General features: G+C 70.3%; 14 protein-coding genes and 3 pseudogenes. 10 read left to right on the top strand and 7 right to left on the bottom strand.

Annotated elements, in window-relative coordinates:
* Positions 1–11 precede the first annotated feature (11 nt).
* The 7 genes and pseudogenes from OG747_RS35535 (at position 12) to OG747_RS35505 (ending at position 5,234) form a co-directional block, all read left to right on the top strand.
* A complete protein-coding gene (locus OG747_RS35535) occupies positions 12–974 on the top strand; it encodes a carbohydrate ABC transporter permease (RefSeq protein ID WP_405883443.1) in 963 nt (320 codons plus the stop codon).
* Positions 971–1,852 carry a carbohydrate ABC transporter permease gene (locus tag OG747_RS35530; protein WP_405883442.1) on the top strand — a complete coding sequence of 294 codons (882 nt, stop codon included), beginning with the start codon at positions 971–973 and terminating at the stop codon, positions 1,850–1,852. The genes OG747_RS35535 and OG747_RS35530 overlap by 4 nt, the downstream gene beginning before the upstream one ends.
* A gap of 12 nt (positions 1,853–1,864) precedes the next feature.
* On the top strand, positions 1,865–2,101 hold the full coding sequence (locus tag OG747_RS35525) for a hypothetical protein (RefSeq protein ID WP_405886113.1): 237 nt from the start codon (positions 1,865–1,867) through the stop codon (positions 2,099–2,101).
* Positions 1,999–2,621, top strand: a pseudogene (locus tag OG747_RS35520) (MFS transporter); the annotation flags it as partial. The gene OG747_RS35525 and the pseudogene OG747_RS35520, both read left to right, overlap by 103 nt.
* Complete coding sequence (locus OG747_RS35515; protein ID WP_405883441.1) at positions 2,618–3,619, top strand: ATP-binding cassette domain-containing protein; 1,002 nt, start codon at positions 2,618–2,620, stop codon at positions 3,617–3,619. The pseudogene OG747_RS35520 and the gene OG747_RS35515, both read left to right, overlap by 4 nt.
* Positions 3,616–4,425 carry an ABC transporter permease gene (locus OG747_RS35510; protein WP_405883440.1) on the top strand — a complete coding sequence of 270 codons (810 nt, stop codon included), beginning with the start codon at positions 3,616–3,618 and terminating at the stop codon, positions 4,423–4,425. The genes OG747_RS35515 and OG747_RS35510 overlap by 4 nt, the downstream gene beginning before the upstream one ends.
* 2 nt (positions 4,426–4,427) lie before the next feature.
* On the top strand, positions 4,428–5,234 hold the full coding sequence (locus OG747_RS35505) for an ABC transporter permease (RefSeq protein ID WP_405883439.1): 807 nt from the start codon (positions 4,428–4,430) through the stop codon (positions 5,232–5,234).
* Between the two features lie 264 nt (positions 5,235–5,498).
* Here the strand turns inward: OG747_RS35505 and OG747_RS35500 are convergent, their stop codons facing one another.
* The 5 genes from OG747_RS35500 to OG747_RS35480 form a co-directional block, all read right to left on the bottom strand.
* Complete coding sequence (locus tag OG747_RS35500; protein WP_405883438.1) at positions 5,499–7,451, bottom strand: calcium-binding protein; 1,953 nt, start codon at positions 7,449–7,451, stop codon at positions 5,499–5,501.
* Positions 7,452–7,620: 169 nt separating this feature from the next.
* The gene (locus tag OG747_RS35495) at positions 7,621–8,556 is read right to left on the bottom strand and encodes a helix-turn-helix domain-containing protein (RefSeq protein WP_405883437.1); all 936 of its coding nucleotides are present in this window, start codon (positions 8,554–8,556) and stop codon (positions 7,621–7,623) included.
* Between the two features lie 188 nt (positions 8,557–8,744).
* Positions 8,745–9,338 carry a hypothetical protein gene (locus OG747_RS35490; RefSeq protein ID WP_405883436.1) on the bottom strand — a complete coding sequence of 198 codons (594 nt, stop codon included), beginning with the start codon at positions 9,336–9,338 and terminating at the stop codon, positions 8,745–8,747.
* The gene (locus OG747_RS35485) at positions 9,335–11,062 is read right to left on the bottom strand and encodes a PHP domain-containing protein (protein ID WP_405883435.1); all 1,728 of its coding nucleotides are present in this window, start codon (positions 11,060–11,062) and stop codon (positions 9,335–9,337) included. The genes OG747_RS35490 and OG747_RS35485 overlap by 4 nt, the downstream gene beginning before the upstream one ends.
* Before the next feature lie 139 nt (positions 11,063–11,201).
* Positions 11,202–11,651: an ATP-binding protein gene (locus OG747_RS35480; RefSeq protein ID WP_405883434.1), complete on the bottom strand. Its 450-nt coding sequence runs from the start codon at positions 11,649–11,651 to the stop codon at positions 11,202–11,204.
* Positions 11,652–11,766: 115 nt separating this feature from the next.
* Here OG747_RS35480 and OG747_RS35475 point away from each other — a divergent pair.
* A pseudogene (locus OG747_RS35475) lies at positions 11,767–12,096 on the top strand (helix-turn-helix transcriptional regulator); the annotation flags it as partial.
* Here OG747_RS35475 and OG747_RS35470 read toward each other — a convergent pair.
* On the bottom strand, positions 12,083–12,919 hold the full coding sequence (locus tag OG747_RS35470) for a zinc ribbon domain-containing protein (protein ID WP_405885867.1): 837 nt from the start codon (positions 12,917–12,919) through the stop codon (positions 12,083–12,085). The pseudogene OG747_RS35475 and the gene OG747_RS35470 overlap by 14 nt on opposite strands.
* A 1,634-nt stretch (positions 12,920–14,553) precedes the next feature.
* Between OG747_RS35470 and OG747_RS35465 the strand changes: the two are divergent.
* A pseudogene (locus OG747_RS35465) lies at positions 14,554–15,070 on the top strand (DUF5753 domain-containing protein); the annotation flags it as partial.
* Positions 15,067–15,324: a DUF397 domain-containing protein gene (locus OG747_RS35460; RefSeq protein ID WP_405883433.1), complete on the top strand. Its 258-nt coding sequence runs from the start codon at positions 15,067–15,069 to the stop codon at positions 15,322–15,324. The pseudogene OG747_RS35465 and the gene OG747_RS35460, both read left to right, overlap by 4 nt.
* On the opposite strand, the gene OG747_RS35455 is transcribed toward OG747_RS35460, so the two are convergent.
* A complete protein-coding gene (locus OG747_RS35455) occupies positions 15,255–16,502 on the bottom strand; it encodes an MFS transporter (protein WP_405883432.1) in 1,248 nt (415 codons plus the stop codon). The genes OG747_RS35460 and OG747_RS35455 overlap by 70 nt on opposite strands.
* Positions 16,503–16,525: the final 23 nt, after the last annotated feature.

The following is a 16,525-nucleotide window of genomic DNA, read 5'->3' as shown; positions in this document are numbered from 1 at the left end:
CGGGTTTCGACATGTCGACCACCACCAAGCGCGGTGTCGCGCGCCCCGCCTCGGCCAAGGCCGCCCCGGCCAGGCCGCGGCGGGGGCTGCGGGGCAGCAGCACCTTCAACTTCTGGCTCTTCACGAGCCCTTTCCTCATCGGTCTGACGGTCTTCGTCTATGTGCCGATCGGCTGGAGCCTCTGGCTGAGCTTCTTCGAGGCGCGCTTCACGGTGACGCCGAGCAAGTTCGTCGGTTTCGACAACTACTGGCAGATGCTGCAGGACAGCAAATTCACCGGCTCGCTCGTCACCTTCACCGTGTTCGCCGCGTTCATCGTGCCCACCACCTGGGCGCTCTCGCTGGGCCTCGCCCTGATGGTGAACCGGCTGCGTTTCATGAAGGCGTTCTTCCGGTCCGTCTTCTTCCTGCCGACCGCGTGCAGTTATGTCGCCGCCGCGCTGATCTGGAAGATGTCGATCTTCAGCGGGGTCCGCTTCGGCCTGATGAACACGATCCTCGGCTGGTTCGGCGTCGAGAACATCGCCTGGCTCGCCAACCCCGATCCGCCCTGGTACTGGCTGGTCATCGTGACGCTGCGGCTGTGGCTGCAGGCCGGTTTCTACATGATCCTGTTCCTCGCCGCCCTGCAGAACATCCCGCCGGAGCTCTACGAGGCCGCCGCCATCGACGGCGCCAAGCCCGGCTGGCAGACCTTCCGTTACATCACCCTGCCGCAACTGCGGGCCACCTCGACCGCGGTGATCCTGCTGCTGGTCATCGCCGCCTATCAGGCCTTCGACGAGTTCTACAACCTGCTGGCGAAGACGACCTGGGGCCGGCCGCCGCTCGTCGAGCTGTACAACACCGCGCTCGGCGAGAGCCAGGACTACGGCGCGGGCAGCGCCGGCGCCGTGATCCTCACCCTGCTGATCCTCATCGTGACGCTGGCGCAGGGCAAGTTCCTCGGCTTCGGAAGGGGTGACGACAAGTGACCGCCACCGTGCCTCCGGTTACTCCGGTCGACAAGCCGCGCCGCATCAAGCGCGGCAGCGTCATCGGCAACACCGGCCTGTACGTCTCCATCGGCGTCGCCGCCCTGCTCTTCCTGGTCCCCTTCTATCTGATCGTCCGCAACGCGCTGTCGACGGACCCCGAAATCACCGGCGAGAACTGGAAGTTCTTCCCCTCGAACCCCCAGTGGAGCAACTTCACCGAGCCGTTCCACGACACGACGGTCGAGTTCGGCCGGTCCCTGTTCAACTCAGCGGTCGTCGCCGTCCTGATCACCTCGGGCACCCTGCTGGTCTGCTCGCTCGCCGGATACGGACTGGCCCGTATCCCGTACAAGCACGCCAACAGGATCTTCTACGTGGTCCTGGGGACCCTTATGGTGCCGCCCGCCGTCACCTTCGTACCGAGCTTCGTGCTGGTCTCCTCGCTCGGCTGGGTGGACAGTTACCGGGGTCTCGTCATTCCGGTGCTCTTCAGTGGTTTCGCCTGCTTCCTCTTCCGGCAGTACTTCCTGGGGTTCCCCAAGGAGTTGGAGGAGGCGGCGCGCGTGGACGGGCTCAGCTACTGGGGCGCGTACTGGCGCATCGTCGTACCGAACTCCCTGAACTTCTTCGCCGCGATCGCGACCATCACCTTCATCAGCGGCTGGAACGCCTTCCTGTGGCCGCTGGTCATCGGCCAGGACCCGAGCGCGTGGACGGTGCAGATCGCGCTGTCCTCGTACATGACCAACCAGACCGTCAACTACCACCTGATCTTCATGGCGACGGCCATTTCCATCCTGCCCCTGGTGTTCGTGTTCCTCTTCCTCCAGCGCTGGCTGGTGCAGGGGGTCGCGCAGACGGGCATCAAGGGCTGATCTAGGAGACCGATGTCTTTCCGCACCACTACTGCCATTGACCACGTCGAGGACGACTCCTTCGCGGCGGAGGGGTACGACGCCGGGGACTGGGCCGAGGTGTCCGTCCCCGGTCACTGGGTCCTCCAGGGACACGGCTCACCGATTTCGGCATCGGTGCGGTGCTCGGCCCGGCGCTGGTCGCGTGGCTGGGGCCCGACGACTACCCGTACGTCTTCGGGGCGTGCGCGGTGCTCGCGGGAGCGCTGATCCTGTGCACGGGCGGGGTGCGCGGCCAGGAGCCGCCCGTCACCCCGAGTCGCCCGCCAGTGGTGGTCTGCTCTCCCGCGTCCTGGTCGGCTTCCTGCTCCTCTACATCCTCAACGTCGGCGTCGAGGCGGGGGTCGGCGGCTGGGAGCCCACGCACCTGGAGACCGTCGGCTACAGCGCCACGCTCGCCGCCTCCGCCACCTCCGTGTACTGGCTCATGATGACCGCGGGCCGCTTCCTGGTCGTCCCGATCACCCTGCGGTACGCGCCCGAGCGCATCCTCGCTGTCTTCCCGACCGGGCTGCCGTGGCTCAGCAGGGCCCTTCCCCAGGCGAAGAGGGCCGGCGCCTGGGTGATCGCCGCCTCGATGACCGGTGGGGTGACGGCTCCCCCGCTGCTCGGCGTGGGCATCGAGGCGTCGGGGATTCACGCGGTGCCGTGGCTGCTGACCGCACTGTCCGCGGCCTCGATCGTGGCCACCGTCCGGCTGATCGCACTGACCCGGAGGGCTTCCGTATGAGCGACAGTATCCAAGTCCGTGGGTTGTCCCGGACCTTTCACACCACCATGCGCCGCCCCGGGTTGTCCGGCGCGATCAAGTCCCTGATCAAACCCGAGCGGGTCGCGAAGGAGGCCGTCTCGGACGTCACCTTCGACGTGGCGCCCGGTGAGCTGCTCGCCCTGCTCGGGCCGAACGGCGCCGGTAAGTCGACCACCATCAAGATGCTCACCGGCATCCTCACCCCGACCTCCGGCGAGGCGCACGTCGCGGGGGTGGTCCCGTACCAGGAGCGCGAGCGCAACGCGCGCAACATCGGAGCGGTGTTCGGGCAGCGCACCCAGCTGTGGTGGGACCTTCCGGTGCGCGAGTCCTTCGCGATCCTGCGGGACCTCTACGGGGTGCCGGAGCGGGAACACCGCGTCCGGCTGGGCGAGTTCGACGAACTGCTCGCCCTCTCCTCCTTCTGGGACACCCGCGTACGTCATCTCTCCCTCGGCCAGCGGGTGCGCTGCGACCTGGCGGCCGCGCTGCTGCACGACCCGCCGGTGGTGTTTCTCGACGAGCCCACCATCGGCATGGATGTGGTGGTCAAGGAGCAGGTGCGCGGCTTCCTCAAACACCAGGTGGAGGAGCGCGGCCGGACCGTGCTGCTGACCACGCACGACATGACGGAGGTCGAGCGGCTCGCCGAGCGCGTCGTGCTCGTCAACCACGGACGGCTCGTCCTGGACGGCACGCTCGACGAGATCCGCCGCAGGTTCGGCTCGACCTGGCAGGTGCGGGCCACCCTCGCCGATCCGTACGCCCCCGTCGGAGCCGATCCGCTGCCGGGCATCGCGCTGCTGCGGCGCGAAGGCCCGCAGGTGGTGTTCGGACCGGACGGGCCGGGCGCGCCGACGGTCCACCAAGCACTCAAGCTCGTCATCGAGCGGTACGAGGTGACGGACCTGGCGATCGACGAGGCCGACCTGGAAGACGTGATGCGGGCGGCGTACGTCCAGGCGGGGGCGGCATGAGCGTCTTGGTCCCGGGCGGCCGGCGGGCCGCCCGGGTCACCCCGCTCGGCGAGCTGCACACCCCGCCCCGGATGACCGCCGCGCTGCTCCGGCTCACCGTGCAGGTGGTGCTGGTGGCCTCACTGTGGCGCGGCCTGTACGCGACGACCGGCACCACCGCGGGCCTCACCCGCGACCAGGCCGTCACCTACGCCGTGCTCGCCGTACTGGCCGGCCGGGTAAGGGAGTTGGACCAGTACTCGGGCCGGGACACCGTCCAGCAGCACATGCACTTCGGCACCATCGTCTACTGGTATCTGCGCCCGCTGCCCCCGCAGCGCTACTACGCGCTGCGCGCGCTCGGCGAGCAACTCTACGGATTTGTCTGGGCGCTCACCGGATACGTGGTCTGTCTGGCCGTCGGCGTCGTACAGCCGCCCGAGTCGGCCGCCGTGGCCGGGCTGTTCACGCTGAGCGTGCTGCTCGGCCAGTGGGTCCTGTACTACGTGATGCTCATCATCGACCAGCTGTGCTTCTGGACGCTCCGCAACGGCGCCGCGATCATGATCCTGATGTTCGCGCAGAACCTGCTGTCCGGGGTGTACGCGCCGCTGTGGTTCTTCCCGGACTGGTTCATCACACTCAGCCGCTTCCTCCCCTTCCAGGCGACGCTCAGCGTGCCGCTGTCGCTGTACGTGGGCCGGATTCCGGTCTCGGAGGCGGGCCGCGAACTCGCCCTGCAGGCCGCCTGGGTGGTGGCGCTCGCCCTGTTCACCCGGCTGCTGTGGCGGCGCGCCGCCCTGCGCGTGATCTCACAAGGAGGCTGAGCGTGTCATTGCGTGCCCTGCGGACCGTGTGGCGCATCACGCGCCTCAACTTCCGCGCGCAGCTGGAGTACCGCTCCGAGTTCCTGATGATGATCGCGATCGGCGCGGTCTGGCAGGTGTCGGTGATCGTGTTCGCGACGGTGCTGCTCACCCGGTTCACCGGGATGGGCGGCTGGGCGAGCCAGGACGTCCTGCTGATCGCCGCGACCCGGATGCTGGCCCACGGTCTGTTCGTGCTGTTCCTGGGCCGGGTGCACGGCCTCGGCCACCACATCCAGGAGGGCGTGATCGACACGTACTTGGTCCGCCCGATGCCGGTCCACCGACAACTCCAGCTCGCCTACTTTCCCACGAACGCGATCGGCGACCTGACGGTGGCGGTCGGTCTGATGATCGGCGCGCTGACCCGCAGCCACCTGGACTGGAACGCGGCCCGGATCACGTACCTCGTCGTCTGTGTGCTGGGCGGCATGCTCCTGGAGGCAGCCCTGTTCACGGCGGTGGCCTGCGCCTCCCTCCGCTTCCCGGCCGCCACCTACTGGGGCCGCTGGCTGGAGGAGCTGCTCGGCACGTTCGGCAGCTATCCGCTCAATGTGCTGCCGCGCGCGGTCGGCGGCTTCCTCACCTTCGGGCTGCCGCTGGCCTTCGTGGCGTACTTCCCGGCCGCGGTACTGACCGGCCACGGCGACGACTCCGGGGTGCCGTACTGGCTGGCGGCGACCTCCCCGCTGGTGGGACTGCTCGCGTATCTGGGCTCACGGCTGCTGTGGCGCTGGAGCCTCGGGCACTACACGGGCGTGAACGGTTGACAGCCGCTCCACCGCTGCGGGGCCCGCGTCACGTTCCCACGAGGGTGGGGCCTGGACCGGTCACCGGATGCTGTCGGTGAATCCCGTCGACGGCGTGGGCGACCAGCCTTCGGCACGAGGTCCCCTGTATGTGGCCGCGGGAATGTGACACTTGCCGTGCGAGTGTCACATTCCCGCGGCCGGCACCCCACCCGCGGCGGATTCGCCAACAGCGTCCGGTCACTGGCCCGAGCCCCGCCATCCCGTCGAGGAGATCCAGTTGCCCTACGGACAGCTGATCTGCGTGTCCCCGGTGTCCGTCGCGCACATGTCCGTGCCGAAGCCGCCGTTGGCGGTGTCGTTGCCGGAGACGTTGTCGACGGTGTTGAGGGTGTCGTTGCCGTAGTTGCCGATGAGGTTGTCGTTGCCGGGGCCGCCGTCGAGGCGGTCGTCGGCGAAGCCGCCGTCGATCCGGTCGTCGCCGTAGCCGCCGTAGACGGTGTCGTTGCCGTAACTGGCGTTGACGGTGTCGTCGCCGCCGAGGGCGCAGATCACGTCATTGCCGAAGGTCCCGTTGAGGATGTCGTTGCCGCTGGTGCCGATGACGGTGCAACCGCGGGGGTTGTCGACGGTGGTGGTCGCGGTGGCGGTGTTGTTGCCGGGGGTCGGGTCGGTCTGGGTGGCGGTGAGCGTGGCCTTGTCGGAGAGGGCGCCGGTGGCGCGGGGTTCGGCGACGACGGTCACCGTGGTGTGGGCGCCGGGGCCGAGGATGCCCAGGGCGCAGGTGGCGCCGGTGGCGGAGGTCGTGCAGGTGCCCTGGCCGGGGGTGGCCGAGATCACCGTGGCGGCGGGGCCGGTGAGGGCGTCGGTGAGGGAGGCGCCGGTGGCGGAGGTGGTGGTGCTGTTGTTGGTGACGGTCACGGTGTAGGTGGCGCGGTCGGTGATGCCGACCGTGGCGGTGCCCGTCTTGGTGACCGACAGGTCCACGCCCGGGGGCGGCGGCGGGGTGCCGGTGCCGCCGAGGTAGCGGACCATTTCGCGGTCCTCGCCATTGCCGCCGAACGCGACGGTCCTGCCGTCGGCCTGTACGGCGACGGAGCTCGCCTCCTCGTAGCCGCCGAAGTCGGTGACCGTACGGCCGCCCGTGCCGAAGCCGGTGTCCAGGGTGCCGTCGGCGTTGTACCGGTCCACCACGAAGTCGCCGGCCCGGACGCCCGCGGCGACGATGCGGCCGTCGGGCTGGAGCGCCACGTCGTGCGCCTGCTCGGCGGTGCCGCCGAAGTCGGTGGTCACGCGACCGCCCGTACCGAAACCGGCGTCGAGGCTGCCGTTGGCGTTGTAGCGCGCCAGTGCGAAGTCGGCGTCGGTGGATCCGGCCGCGACGATCCGGCCGTCGGACTGCACGGCGACGCCGTTCGCGAAATCGTAGTCGCCGAAGTCGGTGCTCACGCGACCGCCCGTACCGAAGCCGGTGTCGAGGCTGCCGTCGGTGTTGTAACGGGCCAGCGCGAAGTCCATGCGGGTGCTTCCGGTGTACCCCGCGACGACGATCCGGCCGTCCGGCTGAAGCGCCATGTCGTTCCCGATCGCGCCCTCGGCGAAGGCGGTGAGGACCTTGCCAGTGCCGCCGAAGGTGGTGTCGAGGTGGCCGTCGGTGTCGTAGCGGGCCACGGCGAACTCACCACCGCTCTCGCCCGCGGCGACGATCCGGCCGTCGGGCTGCACCGCGACCGCCTCGCCGGCCGAGGAGCCGTCGTGGCCGAAATCGGTGCGGACCCAGCCACCGTCGCCGAAGCCGGTGTCGAGGGTGCCGTTCGCGTTGTAGCGGGCCACCGTGAACCAGCAGCAGCCGTTGTCCGGGATCTCGCTGGTGCCGACCACGACGATCTTCCCGTCGGGCTGGAGCGCGGCCCCGGCGGCCCCGTCCTCGCCGCCGGAGAAGTCGGTGACCACCTCTCCGCCGCTGCCGAAGGAGGTGTCGAGGCTGCCGTCGGCGTTGTGCCGCATGACGGAGAAGTCGGACGTGTTGGAGCCGACGGTCACGATCTTGCCGTCGGGCTGGAGAACGAGGTCTCCGCCTCCCTCGGCGGAACCACGGTCGACGACAACCTTGCCGCCGCTGCCGAAGGAGGGGTCGAGATCGCCGGGCGCGGCGAACGCGCCGCCGGGCAGGGTGACGACGAGCGCCAGCGCCGCGGCGAGGGCGAGACCGGCCCGCCCCAGGAGCGAGCGGCCCATGAGCGAGCGGCTCCGGTGCGCGTGCCGGTGTCGGGAAGTAGGCATGAACATGCGCCCAGCTTCCGGACATACGTATGAGTGTCCCGGACGGCTGGCCAGCGGTTCCCTCATGTTCACCCCGATAGCGTCTCTAATCAGCCAAGCGATCGCTACGCGTGATCGACCGGACTCAGTCCGAACGCGCGAGCCGCAATTCGCGCGCGGTCTGCCCGTAGTGGGACTTGAGGGCGCGCGCGAGATGCCGGGGGTCGTGGATGCCCCAGCGGGCGGCCACGGCGCCGGTCGTACGGCCGTCGTGCGCCGGGTCGAGCAGATCACGGCGGACGCGTTCGAGGCGTTCGCCGCGCAGCCAGGCGGCGAAGGGGACGCCGGTGCGGCGGAAGAGGCGGTGCAGCTGGCGGGGCGAGATGCCGTGCGCGGCCGCGACCGACTCGACGCACAGGGACGGGTCGGAGATATTGGCCAGGGCGTAGACGCGGATGCGGTCGACCAGTTCGGTGGCCGTGTCCATCCGGCCCTCCTCGCTCTCCGTGAAGGCCGCGAGGAGGAGGGACACCAGGGCGTCGCCCACGTGGGCCTGCGCCGGTCCCGTCAGTTCGTCGAGATGGCGGCCGAGGCCGAGCAGGAACGTGGAGAGCACCGCCTGCGCCCCGCTGTCCGCCGGCAGCCGCCGGGCCGCCTGCCGGGCGACGGTGTCGGCGTGCGGCCCCAGCTCGCCGCGCGCGATGCCGACCGCCATCACATCGCACCCGTCGCCTACAGCGAGGCGGTACGGGCGCGTCATGTCGAAGACCACGAAGTCGCCCCCGTGCGCCCAGGATTGACGCCCGCTCTGATCCACGGTGGCGGGCCCCGGCGACCGGTGCAGCGTCAGCTTCAGCAGCTCGGGGTCGGTGGACGTGATCGCCCGGGACGTACGGGCGACGACATGCCCGGAACCCCTGATCCGCGCCACCGCCGCGCGCCCCACCGCCGCCGCGTCGATATCGGCGCGGAACGCGTCCGCGTCGGACGCCGTCACGGCGAGCGGGGCGAGGATCGTGGAGGCGGCGGTCTGTAACTCGCCGACGGATGCGTGGTGGACGTGTAAGGCACCCTCGTTCATGGAGCGACTCCCCTGTCGGTATATCGATTGACGTACGTCAGGGGTTACCCAGTTTCGGGGCACGAATCGGCGACGGTCCGGGCGCGATGTGGAGACTCGCGCCGCCGTCGCTTGCGTAGCGTGGTGACACGGGGGAGCAACGTCGGCTGGAACCGTCACCACAGTTCCAGCCGACTGCCCTCAGCGCCTCAGTGGTCCGCGCAGCACGGTGTCGGGTCCGGCACCTCGAACGGGACCAGCGTCCCGCCCGCGGCAGGCATCGCCGCCAGCACCAGGTGCCCGTCGCGCCACTCCGGGCGCACATGGTCGCGCGTGACGATCCGCCGCTCCGGCTCGGGAGCGTCGGGCGCGCCGAGTACGGCGACACGGTCCACCGCGGAGTCGGCCAGCAGCCGGGCGACGGTCACCGTCCCCGTGAGGGCCTCGGCCCCGGGGTAGCGGACGGCACGGCCCCCGGCGCGCGCGGTGTGTTCGGCGGCGGCCAGGGCGGCGCCGGCCGCGAGCTCGGCGGGACCGTGGCGTTCGGTGCCGAGGGCGAGGCCCAGGGCGGCACCGGACTCCCGTGCCACGAGTCCCTGCCAGGCCGTACGGGCCGCACGCTCCGAAGGCACGGCGAAGGACAGCGCCGTGTGCGGGCGCCCTCCTTCCCGTACATGGTGCGTGCAGCCCACCACGTCGTCTGCCAGGCCGAGTTCGACGGCCAGCCCGCGCAGCAGGTGGTCGGCCTCGCGCAGGGAGCCCGCGAGACCGGTGTCCACTCCGACGACGTACCGCTCGGTCACGACGGCAGGACCCACACCGGGTTGGAGTAGAACCACAGGTCCTTCCACGGGTCCGCGTCGCCGACGACGTCCACGGCCGGGCCCGCCGGGTCGACCGCGGCGCCCATCAGACCGGTGGCGGAACGGTTGCCGTCGGTGCCGCGCAGGCGGACGTACACCGGGCGGTCGACCGCACCGAGGTCGTAGGTGAGGCGCACGGCGCCGGTGGACTTGTTCACCTCGTACGACTGGACGACTTTCGCGGTCGGCGCGGTGAAGGTGTCCTTGTCGGCGACGGCGCCCGTGACATCGCCCTGGATGACGTCCACGCGAGCCAACTTCGGTACGAAACCGGCCCAGTTGGGACCGTCGGCGAGTGCGATGTCGACCGTCAGGGTGACCTTCTGCCCCCTCTTGACGTGCAGCGCGCCGCCGAGGGTCGCCCAGCGGCTGCCGCCCGCCACCCGCGCGTCCAGCCCGCTGATGAGCTGCCCGTGGTCGACCCACACCCGCCCGGCACGGATACCGTCCATGACGGCGGCGTAGGAGAAGCCGTCGGCGCCGACGTGCGTGCGGCTGAACTGGCCGGGCCAGTAGTCGCCCTGCGTGAGGTCGACCTTGCCGCCGTAGACCGGGTCCGTGTGCTTGCCGTTGGCGAGGAAGTCACTGTCCGGGCCGCCACGGACGGCGGTGTCCGTGTACACCTGGTGGGAGTCGGAGTTGGCGGTGATCCACCAGGGCTTGCCCTCGGCGAGAAGGCTGTCCCACAGGCCGCCGACCGTGGCGGTCATCCAGTCGAAACCGCCCCAGGTGCGGTAGCTCTCCAGCGGGTAGCCGGCGAAGGAGTCGGCGCTCGGGCTGTTGTCGTAGATGCCACGGGCGCGCCCCATGCCGAGCGGCGCGGCGATACCCCCCGCCTGGTGCCCCGGCGCCCCCTCGAAGCCGACGGCGATCTGACGGCCCGAGCCGGTCGCGTCGCGCCAGCCGCGAATCTCGTGCGGCGAGTCGACACCACGCCGCGCCGGGTGGTTGGCAAGCATCAGCGCGTCCTTGACCTTGCGCCGCTGCACCTGCTCCGCGAGGAAGTTGAGGCCCGCGATGGCAAGCGCCTCGTTCGCGGGCGACGACCCACTGGCGCCCTTCACGCTGCCGTCGTAGGAGGTCTCGAACTCCTTCAGAACGCTGACCTCGTTGTTGCCGGGGTGAACAAAGACGGTGCCGTGCTCGGCGCCCGGGATGTTCCACTCCAGGCCCTGGAAGACGAGCGTGTCCTCGTACTTCTCCCGGGCCACCTTGATGTCCGGGTTAACCTTGTCGACACCGATCTTGGCGTGCGTCTCGCTGCCGTGGTCGGTGATGACCATCCAGTCCAGGCCGTGCCGGGCGCCCTGGCGGACCTGGTCGACGACGCGGTACTTGGCGTCGCTGCTGTACTGGGTGTGGATGTGGTGGTCACCGGACAGCCAGAGGAAGCCGTTCTGTCTCCGACCGCCGGTGGAGGCGGAGGCGTACGCCGGAGCGGCCGCCCCCTGCGCGAGCACGCCACCGGCGGCCAGACCCGCACCGAGCAGCCCCGCACGGCGCAACAGCGAACGGCGCGACCGCTGGTCGGGGGTGAGCTCCGAGTCGGGCACGGAGGTGTCGAAGGCGGCGGGCAACGCGGCGCCCGTGCCCTCGTGGTCGTGGTCGTGGTCGTCGTGATGGTGGTGGTGATGCCCGTGCTCGTGTCCGTGCGTGTGCCCCATGACCGCCTCCTGAGTTCCACAGCACCCCTTCGGGCGCGTGCCATGAGGAGATTCGACGCGAAACATGAACACTGAACGGCCGGTATGTGATCTCCGGGCGACCTGGGCGGGGCAACTGGCCCCAATCGCTCAACTCACGTCAGCCGAGGGCCCGTTGCACCAAAATCTCCGCCCAGACGATTTTGTACGCCAGTCCCGGCCGGGGCTCCACACCCCACCGCTCGGCCAGTGCGGCGACGAGCAGCAGCCCGCGCCCGCCCTCGTCCGTCGGGTCCGGGGACCCTTGGAGCACGGGCAACCGCTCGGTCCGCCCGTCCGCCACCTCCACGCGTACGACTCCGCCGCGCAGCACCAGCCGCACACGGAAGCTGCGCCCACGCACCCGCCCATGCCGCACGGCGTTCGCAGCGAACTCCGCGACGACCAGCGTTACGGTTTCACTGGCCTCGCTGTCGTACGCGAACCCCCACACGTCCATCCGGTTCGCGACCAGCCGCCGCGCGAGCCGGGCCCCTCGCGGGGTGCAGCTGAAGAGCTGGGTGAACATACGTACGGTGACCGGGTCTTGGGCCTCAGTGTCTCCTCGCATGACCCCAACGGTCCCTGGGGAAACGGCTGTCCACCAGCGACGCCACTCGTACGCCGCGTTCTGTAGGGGTTCACGCAGTGGACAGTAGGGGTAACCGTCCGTGACCATACCCGGTATGACCAACAGCACCACGAACGAGCCCGAACCATCGGACAGCCTGAAGACGTTCGGGCTCGTCCACAAGGCCTGCCGCAAGCGAGCGGGGCTGACGCAGGAGGAGTTCGCTCCCCTCGTGGGGTACCAGCCATCGACGGTGGCGTCGATCGAGCAGGGGAGACGGCTGCCACCTCGGGTGTACGTCGAGAGGGCGGAGGAATTACTCGACGCGTTCGGTGTACTGCGGGCAGCGGCGAAGTACGCCACGCGGCAACCGGGGCTGGCGTCCTGGTTCCGTGAATGGGCGGAGCTGGAGAAGGAGGCGATCAGCGTCTCTAGAACTCTGTGTGTGCCTGTGGTTTCCAGGCTTTTCGGGCGCGGCGTGGCCGTGTGCGGTCGCCGGTGTGGGGTCCGAACCTCGGGGTGAGGGGGTGGACCTCGGTGGCGTGCAGGTGGTGGAAGCCGGTCCGCTCGGCGGCGCGGGTGCGCCGTCGACAGGTTCTGTTCGAGAGCCGCATCCGGCCGGATCGAAGAAGATCTGCTTCGATCCGGTGGGGTGCGGGTACTCCATGACCTGGCACCGGCCCGGACAGGGCTGGTGCCTGTGTGTCATGCCCCGCCGGACGCTGGACTGCCCCCGAGGTGGGGGTGGTGGCGGGGACCGTACGCACATCGGGCGCACGGCGGGAAGTCTTCGGGCCCGGGGCGTGTGCCGGGGCAGCACGCCGGGCGGGCTGGTATTGGGGGCCGGTGGGCCTGCTGGGCGTGGGGTGCCCCTTGCCCGGGGTGGCCTTCGGTCCGCGCGGCCGGGGTGGGGTCATCTCGGCGCGGCGCAGTCGGCGCAGGCGGCGGGTGGCCTTCTTCGGGTGGCGGACCAGAGCCACCGTGCCCTCCATCGTGGTGCGGATGGTCCGGGCGCCGGTGGCGCGGTCGGTGAGGGTGTGGGCCTGGGCGAGCAGGCCGCGGGAGACGATCCGGCGGGCGGCGGCGTGATCCCGGTCCATGGACAGTCCACACCCGGTGCAGTGCGCCCACTTCCAGCCGCGCTCGGCGAGCCGGTCGGGGGCCGGATGGTGGGTGAGCTTGCCGAGGCAGCCGGGGCACAGCTTGGAGGTGCCCCGGGCCGGGACGGTGACCACCACGATCCCCGCCTTCGCACCCAGATGCCGCATCGCCTCGGCCACCGTGCCGCGCACCTGCCCGGACAGCCGGGCGTTGCCCTTGCGGTGGCCGCGGGCTTCCAGGGTGGCGAGGTCTTCCAGGTAGATGACGCTCGCGCCGAGCGCTGCCGCCTGGTCGACGGCCCAGCGGGCGGCAGCCCAGGCCAGCGCGTCGTTCAGCTGCCGGATGCGGGCACATACCCGCCCGTGCTCGACCTCCAGTACCCGGGCCCGGTCGAGGTGTTCGCCCCAGGCCGGGTGCGGGGAGCCGAGCCCGTCCGCGAGGGCCCGGTAGTGGTCGCGCTTGGCGGCGAGGTGCTCGCGGTGGCCGCGCAGCCGGTGCAGGGCGGCACTGACCGTGGTGGCGTCGAAGACCAGGGGACGGCCGTCGGTGACCACCCGCTTGGCCGGGCCGTGGCCGGTCAGGCGGCCCAGGACGCCGGTGAGCAGGGTGTTGACACCCCAGTCGAAACCGAGTGCCACGGTATGCCCGCTCGCCCTGGTGGCCGGGGCGGGCCGGGAGTGCGGCAGGTCGACGGCGATCCGGCCCGTGCGGGTGGTGCGCAGGGTCGGGGTGTGCAGCACCGCGTCGGGTGTGATGGTGCCGGGCAGCCGGATGTCGATCACGTGCCAGGCCCAGTCCCGCCCCGTGGCGGGGGCGGCGCGCAGGGGGAGCTTGACCCGCAGCCGGGCGGTGGCCTCGTCCACCCGGGCCAGGGTGACCTGCTGGCGGTCCATCGCCGCAAGCAACACCTGCCCGGCCACCCGGGGCGGGCCCTCCAGGACGCACAACCCGGCGGGCAACTTCCCGTGCCCGGTTACATACGCGCGGATCTGCCGGGTGCGGTTGCGGATCTCCGCACCACTCACCCCGGCGGGCAACAGCTTTCGCAGCGCCGTCCACTCCGCCTCCGTGCGCCGCCGCGGATCATCCGGCCAGGTGGCCAGGACCGCGGCCACGATGGTGCGCCGGTGCAGGGCCAGCCGCAGGGTGCGCGCGGCATACTCCTCAGCACCCCGGCGCACCCGGTCCGAGACGTACACCCCCGCCGGGGACGGCACATCCTGGGGCCAGTTCAGGCGGCGCAGCGCCATCCACCCCTTGGACGGCAGCGTCTCGCCCCGCTCATCCACCCCGGCGGCCAGCACATCCAGGGAATCCTCATCCCACCGGGCGGCCACCAGAGCACCGGCCAGCTCCCGGCTCAACTCCGCGAGAAAACCCACCCGTTCCAGCAAGACCCGCTGCCCGACCCGCTCACCACTGCCCTCCAGCACACCGGAGAAGGCGCTGCACGTGGCCGTCGCCATCAGCCTGGCCATGCCAGCCACCCCGCCTTTCCCGTACCTGTGCCGGTCATCTTCAGCAGCGGCCGCATCCCGGCACTCCGATCGGCCTAACGAACGACCATCACACAAGGACACGGCCTTCCCGCACCCTCAGGGTGCGGGAAGGCCGGGAAAGTACGGGAAGACCACGACCGTCGGCATCCGACGAGGACGAGACGCGGAACACCCGCGTCTCTCAAAGGAGACGGAAACCACAACTGACCAGGATGGAAGCAGTGGCGGATCCTGAGGATCCGCACCGATGACACGAAGTAGCAGCAACCAGCCTGCTCAAGCCAAACACCCAACAGTTGAAGACCCTGTACACGTTCGAGAGCCGACTCGTCCCGGGCCTTCTCCAGACGGAGGGATACGCGCACACCCTCTTCAACGAGCGGGTGCCCGTGCTGACCGACTCACAGATCGAAGCCCAACTCGCCGCCCGCGAACGCCGTCAGCGACTGCTCACTGAGCGGCCCAACACGACGTTCGGCTTCAATCGTCGAGGAGCACATCATCCAGCGGGGGACCGGCGGTCCGGAGGTCGCGCGCGGGCTGATCGACTCGATCCTGGCAGTTACGGAACTGCGCAATGTGGAGCTCCAGTTAATGCCGATGGCCTGCGCCGTCCACGCTGGCCTCGACGGCCCCATCCGGCTGGCGGAGACACCTGAACACGAGTGGTTCGGGTACTGCGAGGCGCAGCGAAGCGGCCAGTTCATCGCCGACCCGAAATCGATCAGTGTGCTCCACATGCGCTATGCGAAACTGCGTTCACAGGCCCTCACCCCGGACGACTCCCGGAGCCTGCTGGAGCGGATGCGCGGAGCATGATGAGCACCACGGAACTGGCATGGTTCAAGAGCACCTACAGCGGCAGCGATGGTGACGACTGCGTCGAAGTGGCCCTCTCCTGGCGCAAGTCGACGTACAGCGGCGACAGCTCCGGCGACTGCGTCGAGGTCGCCACCTGCCCCACCACCATCCACATCCGCGACTCCAAGAACACCTCCGGCCCTCAACTCACCCTCTCCCCCACCACCTGGACGGAATTCCTCGACTTCGCCGCAGACAGCGGGCGCCGCTGACGCTCGGCCCACCGGACGGCGAACGGCGCCACCAGGCCCGTAAAAGCGAACAGCGCTCCGACGACGTACCACCCGGGGCGGCCCCAGGTGATGCACAGCGCGATGAGCAGGCCTGGTCCGAGCGCCTCGGCCAAGCCCGCGCCCAGGCCGAACACGCCGAGGTACTGGCCGGTGGCACGCTCCGGGGCGAGGGCGAAGGACACCTCGAAGCCCGCGGCGGAATGCCACAGCTCGCCGACCGCGTGGACGACGACGGCGGTCATGAGGAGCGCCGCCGCGGCCCACGCGGGTGTCCCCGCGGACAGGGAGATCAGGGAGCAGGAGACGAGGAAGGCCACGCCCGCCCGCCGGTAGGCACCTCCGCCGGCCGTGGGGGAATCAACGGTGCGGCCGGCTCGTACCTGGAGTGCGATGACGATGCCGGTGTTGATGAGCATGGTGCCCGAGATGAGCCAGCGTGGCGCGGCGGTGGCCTCGATCAGCCAGAGCGGGAGCGCCACGGTGAGCACCTTGAACTGGATGGCCATGATGCCGTCGAGCGCGGTGAGCAGGAGGTAGGGGCGGTCTCGTAGGGCGGTCCAGCGGGGGCCTTCGGCGGTGGGCCCGGGGGTGACCGGTGGCAGGAGGACCAGGATGGCCGCGGAGGCGGCGAAGAAGACGGCGTTGCCGATGACCATGAGCTGGTAGGCGGTGAGGGTGCCGACCTGGACGGTCCAGCCCGCCAGCAGTGCGCCGAGGGAGATGCCGACGTTGGTCACGGCACGGAGGTAGGCGCGGAATTCCTGGGGGCGGTTTCCTCCGTAGTGCCTGATGAGCGGGGAGCGGGCGGCGAGCCCGGCCGCCTTCGCCCCCGTGGCCACGCACACCGCGAGAACGAATGGCCAGAAGCTGTCCGCCCACACGAAGGCGGCGGTCGCCAGCGCCTGGACGACCAGGGTGGCCACGTAGACGCCGCGTGCTCCGTGCGTGTCGGCGAGATGACCGGCGGCGATGCCGAGGGCGAGCGAGACGAAACCGGCGATACCGAGGCCGAGACCCACCTGCGCGGCCGGGAGGTGCACCGCCTGGGTGAAGTACAGGACCCCGGCGGTCAGATAGAGGCCGCTGCCGACGGTGTAGACGAAGTTCGAGGCGGCGATGACGCGTCGAGGTCCGGCGTCCGGTATCAACTGGGGCATGACGGGGCTCCGCGTTCAGGGCG

It is taken from the genome of Streptomyces sp. NBC_01384 (assembly GCF_045040035.1).
Taxonomy (GTDB): Bacteria; Actinomycetota; Actinomycetes; order Streptomycetales; family Streptomycetaceae; genus Streptomyces.
The sequence above is the reverse complement of the archived record's forward strand: the minus strand, read 5'-3'. Positions and strand labels throughout refer to the sequence as shown.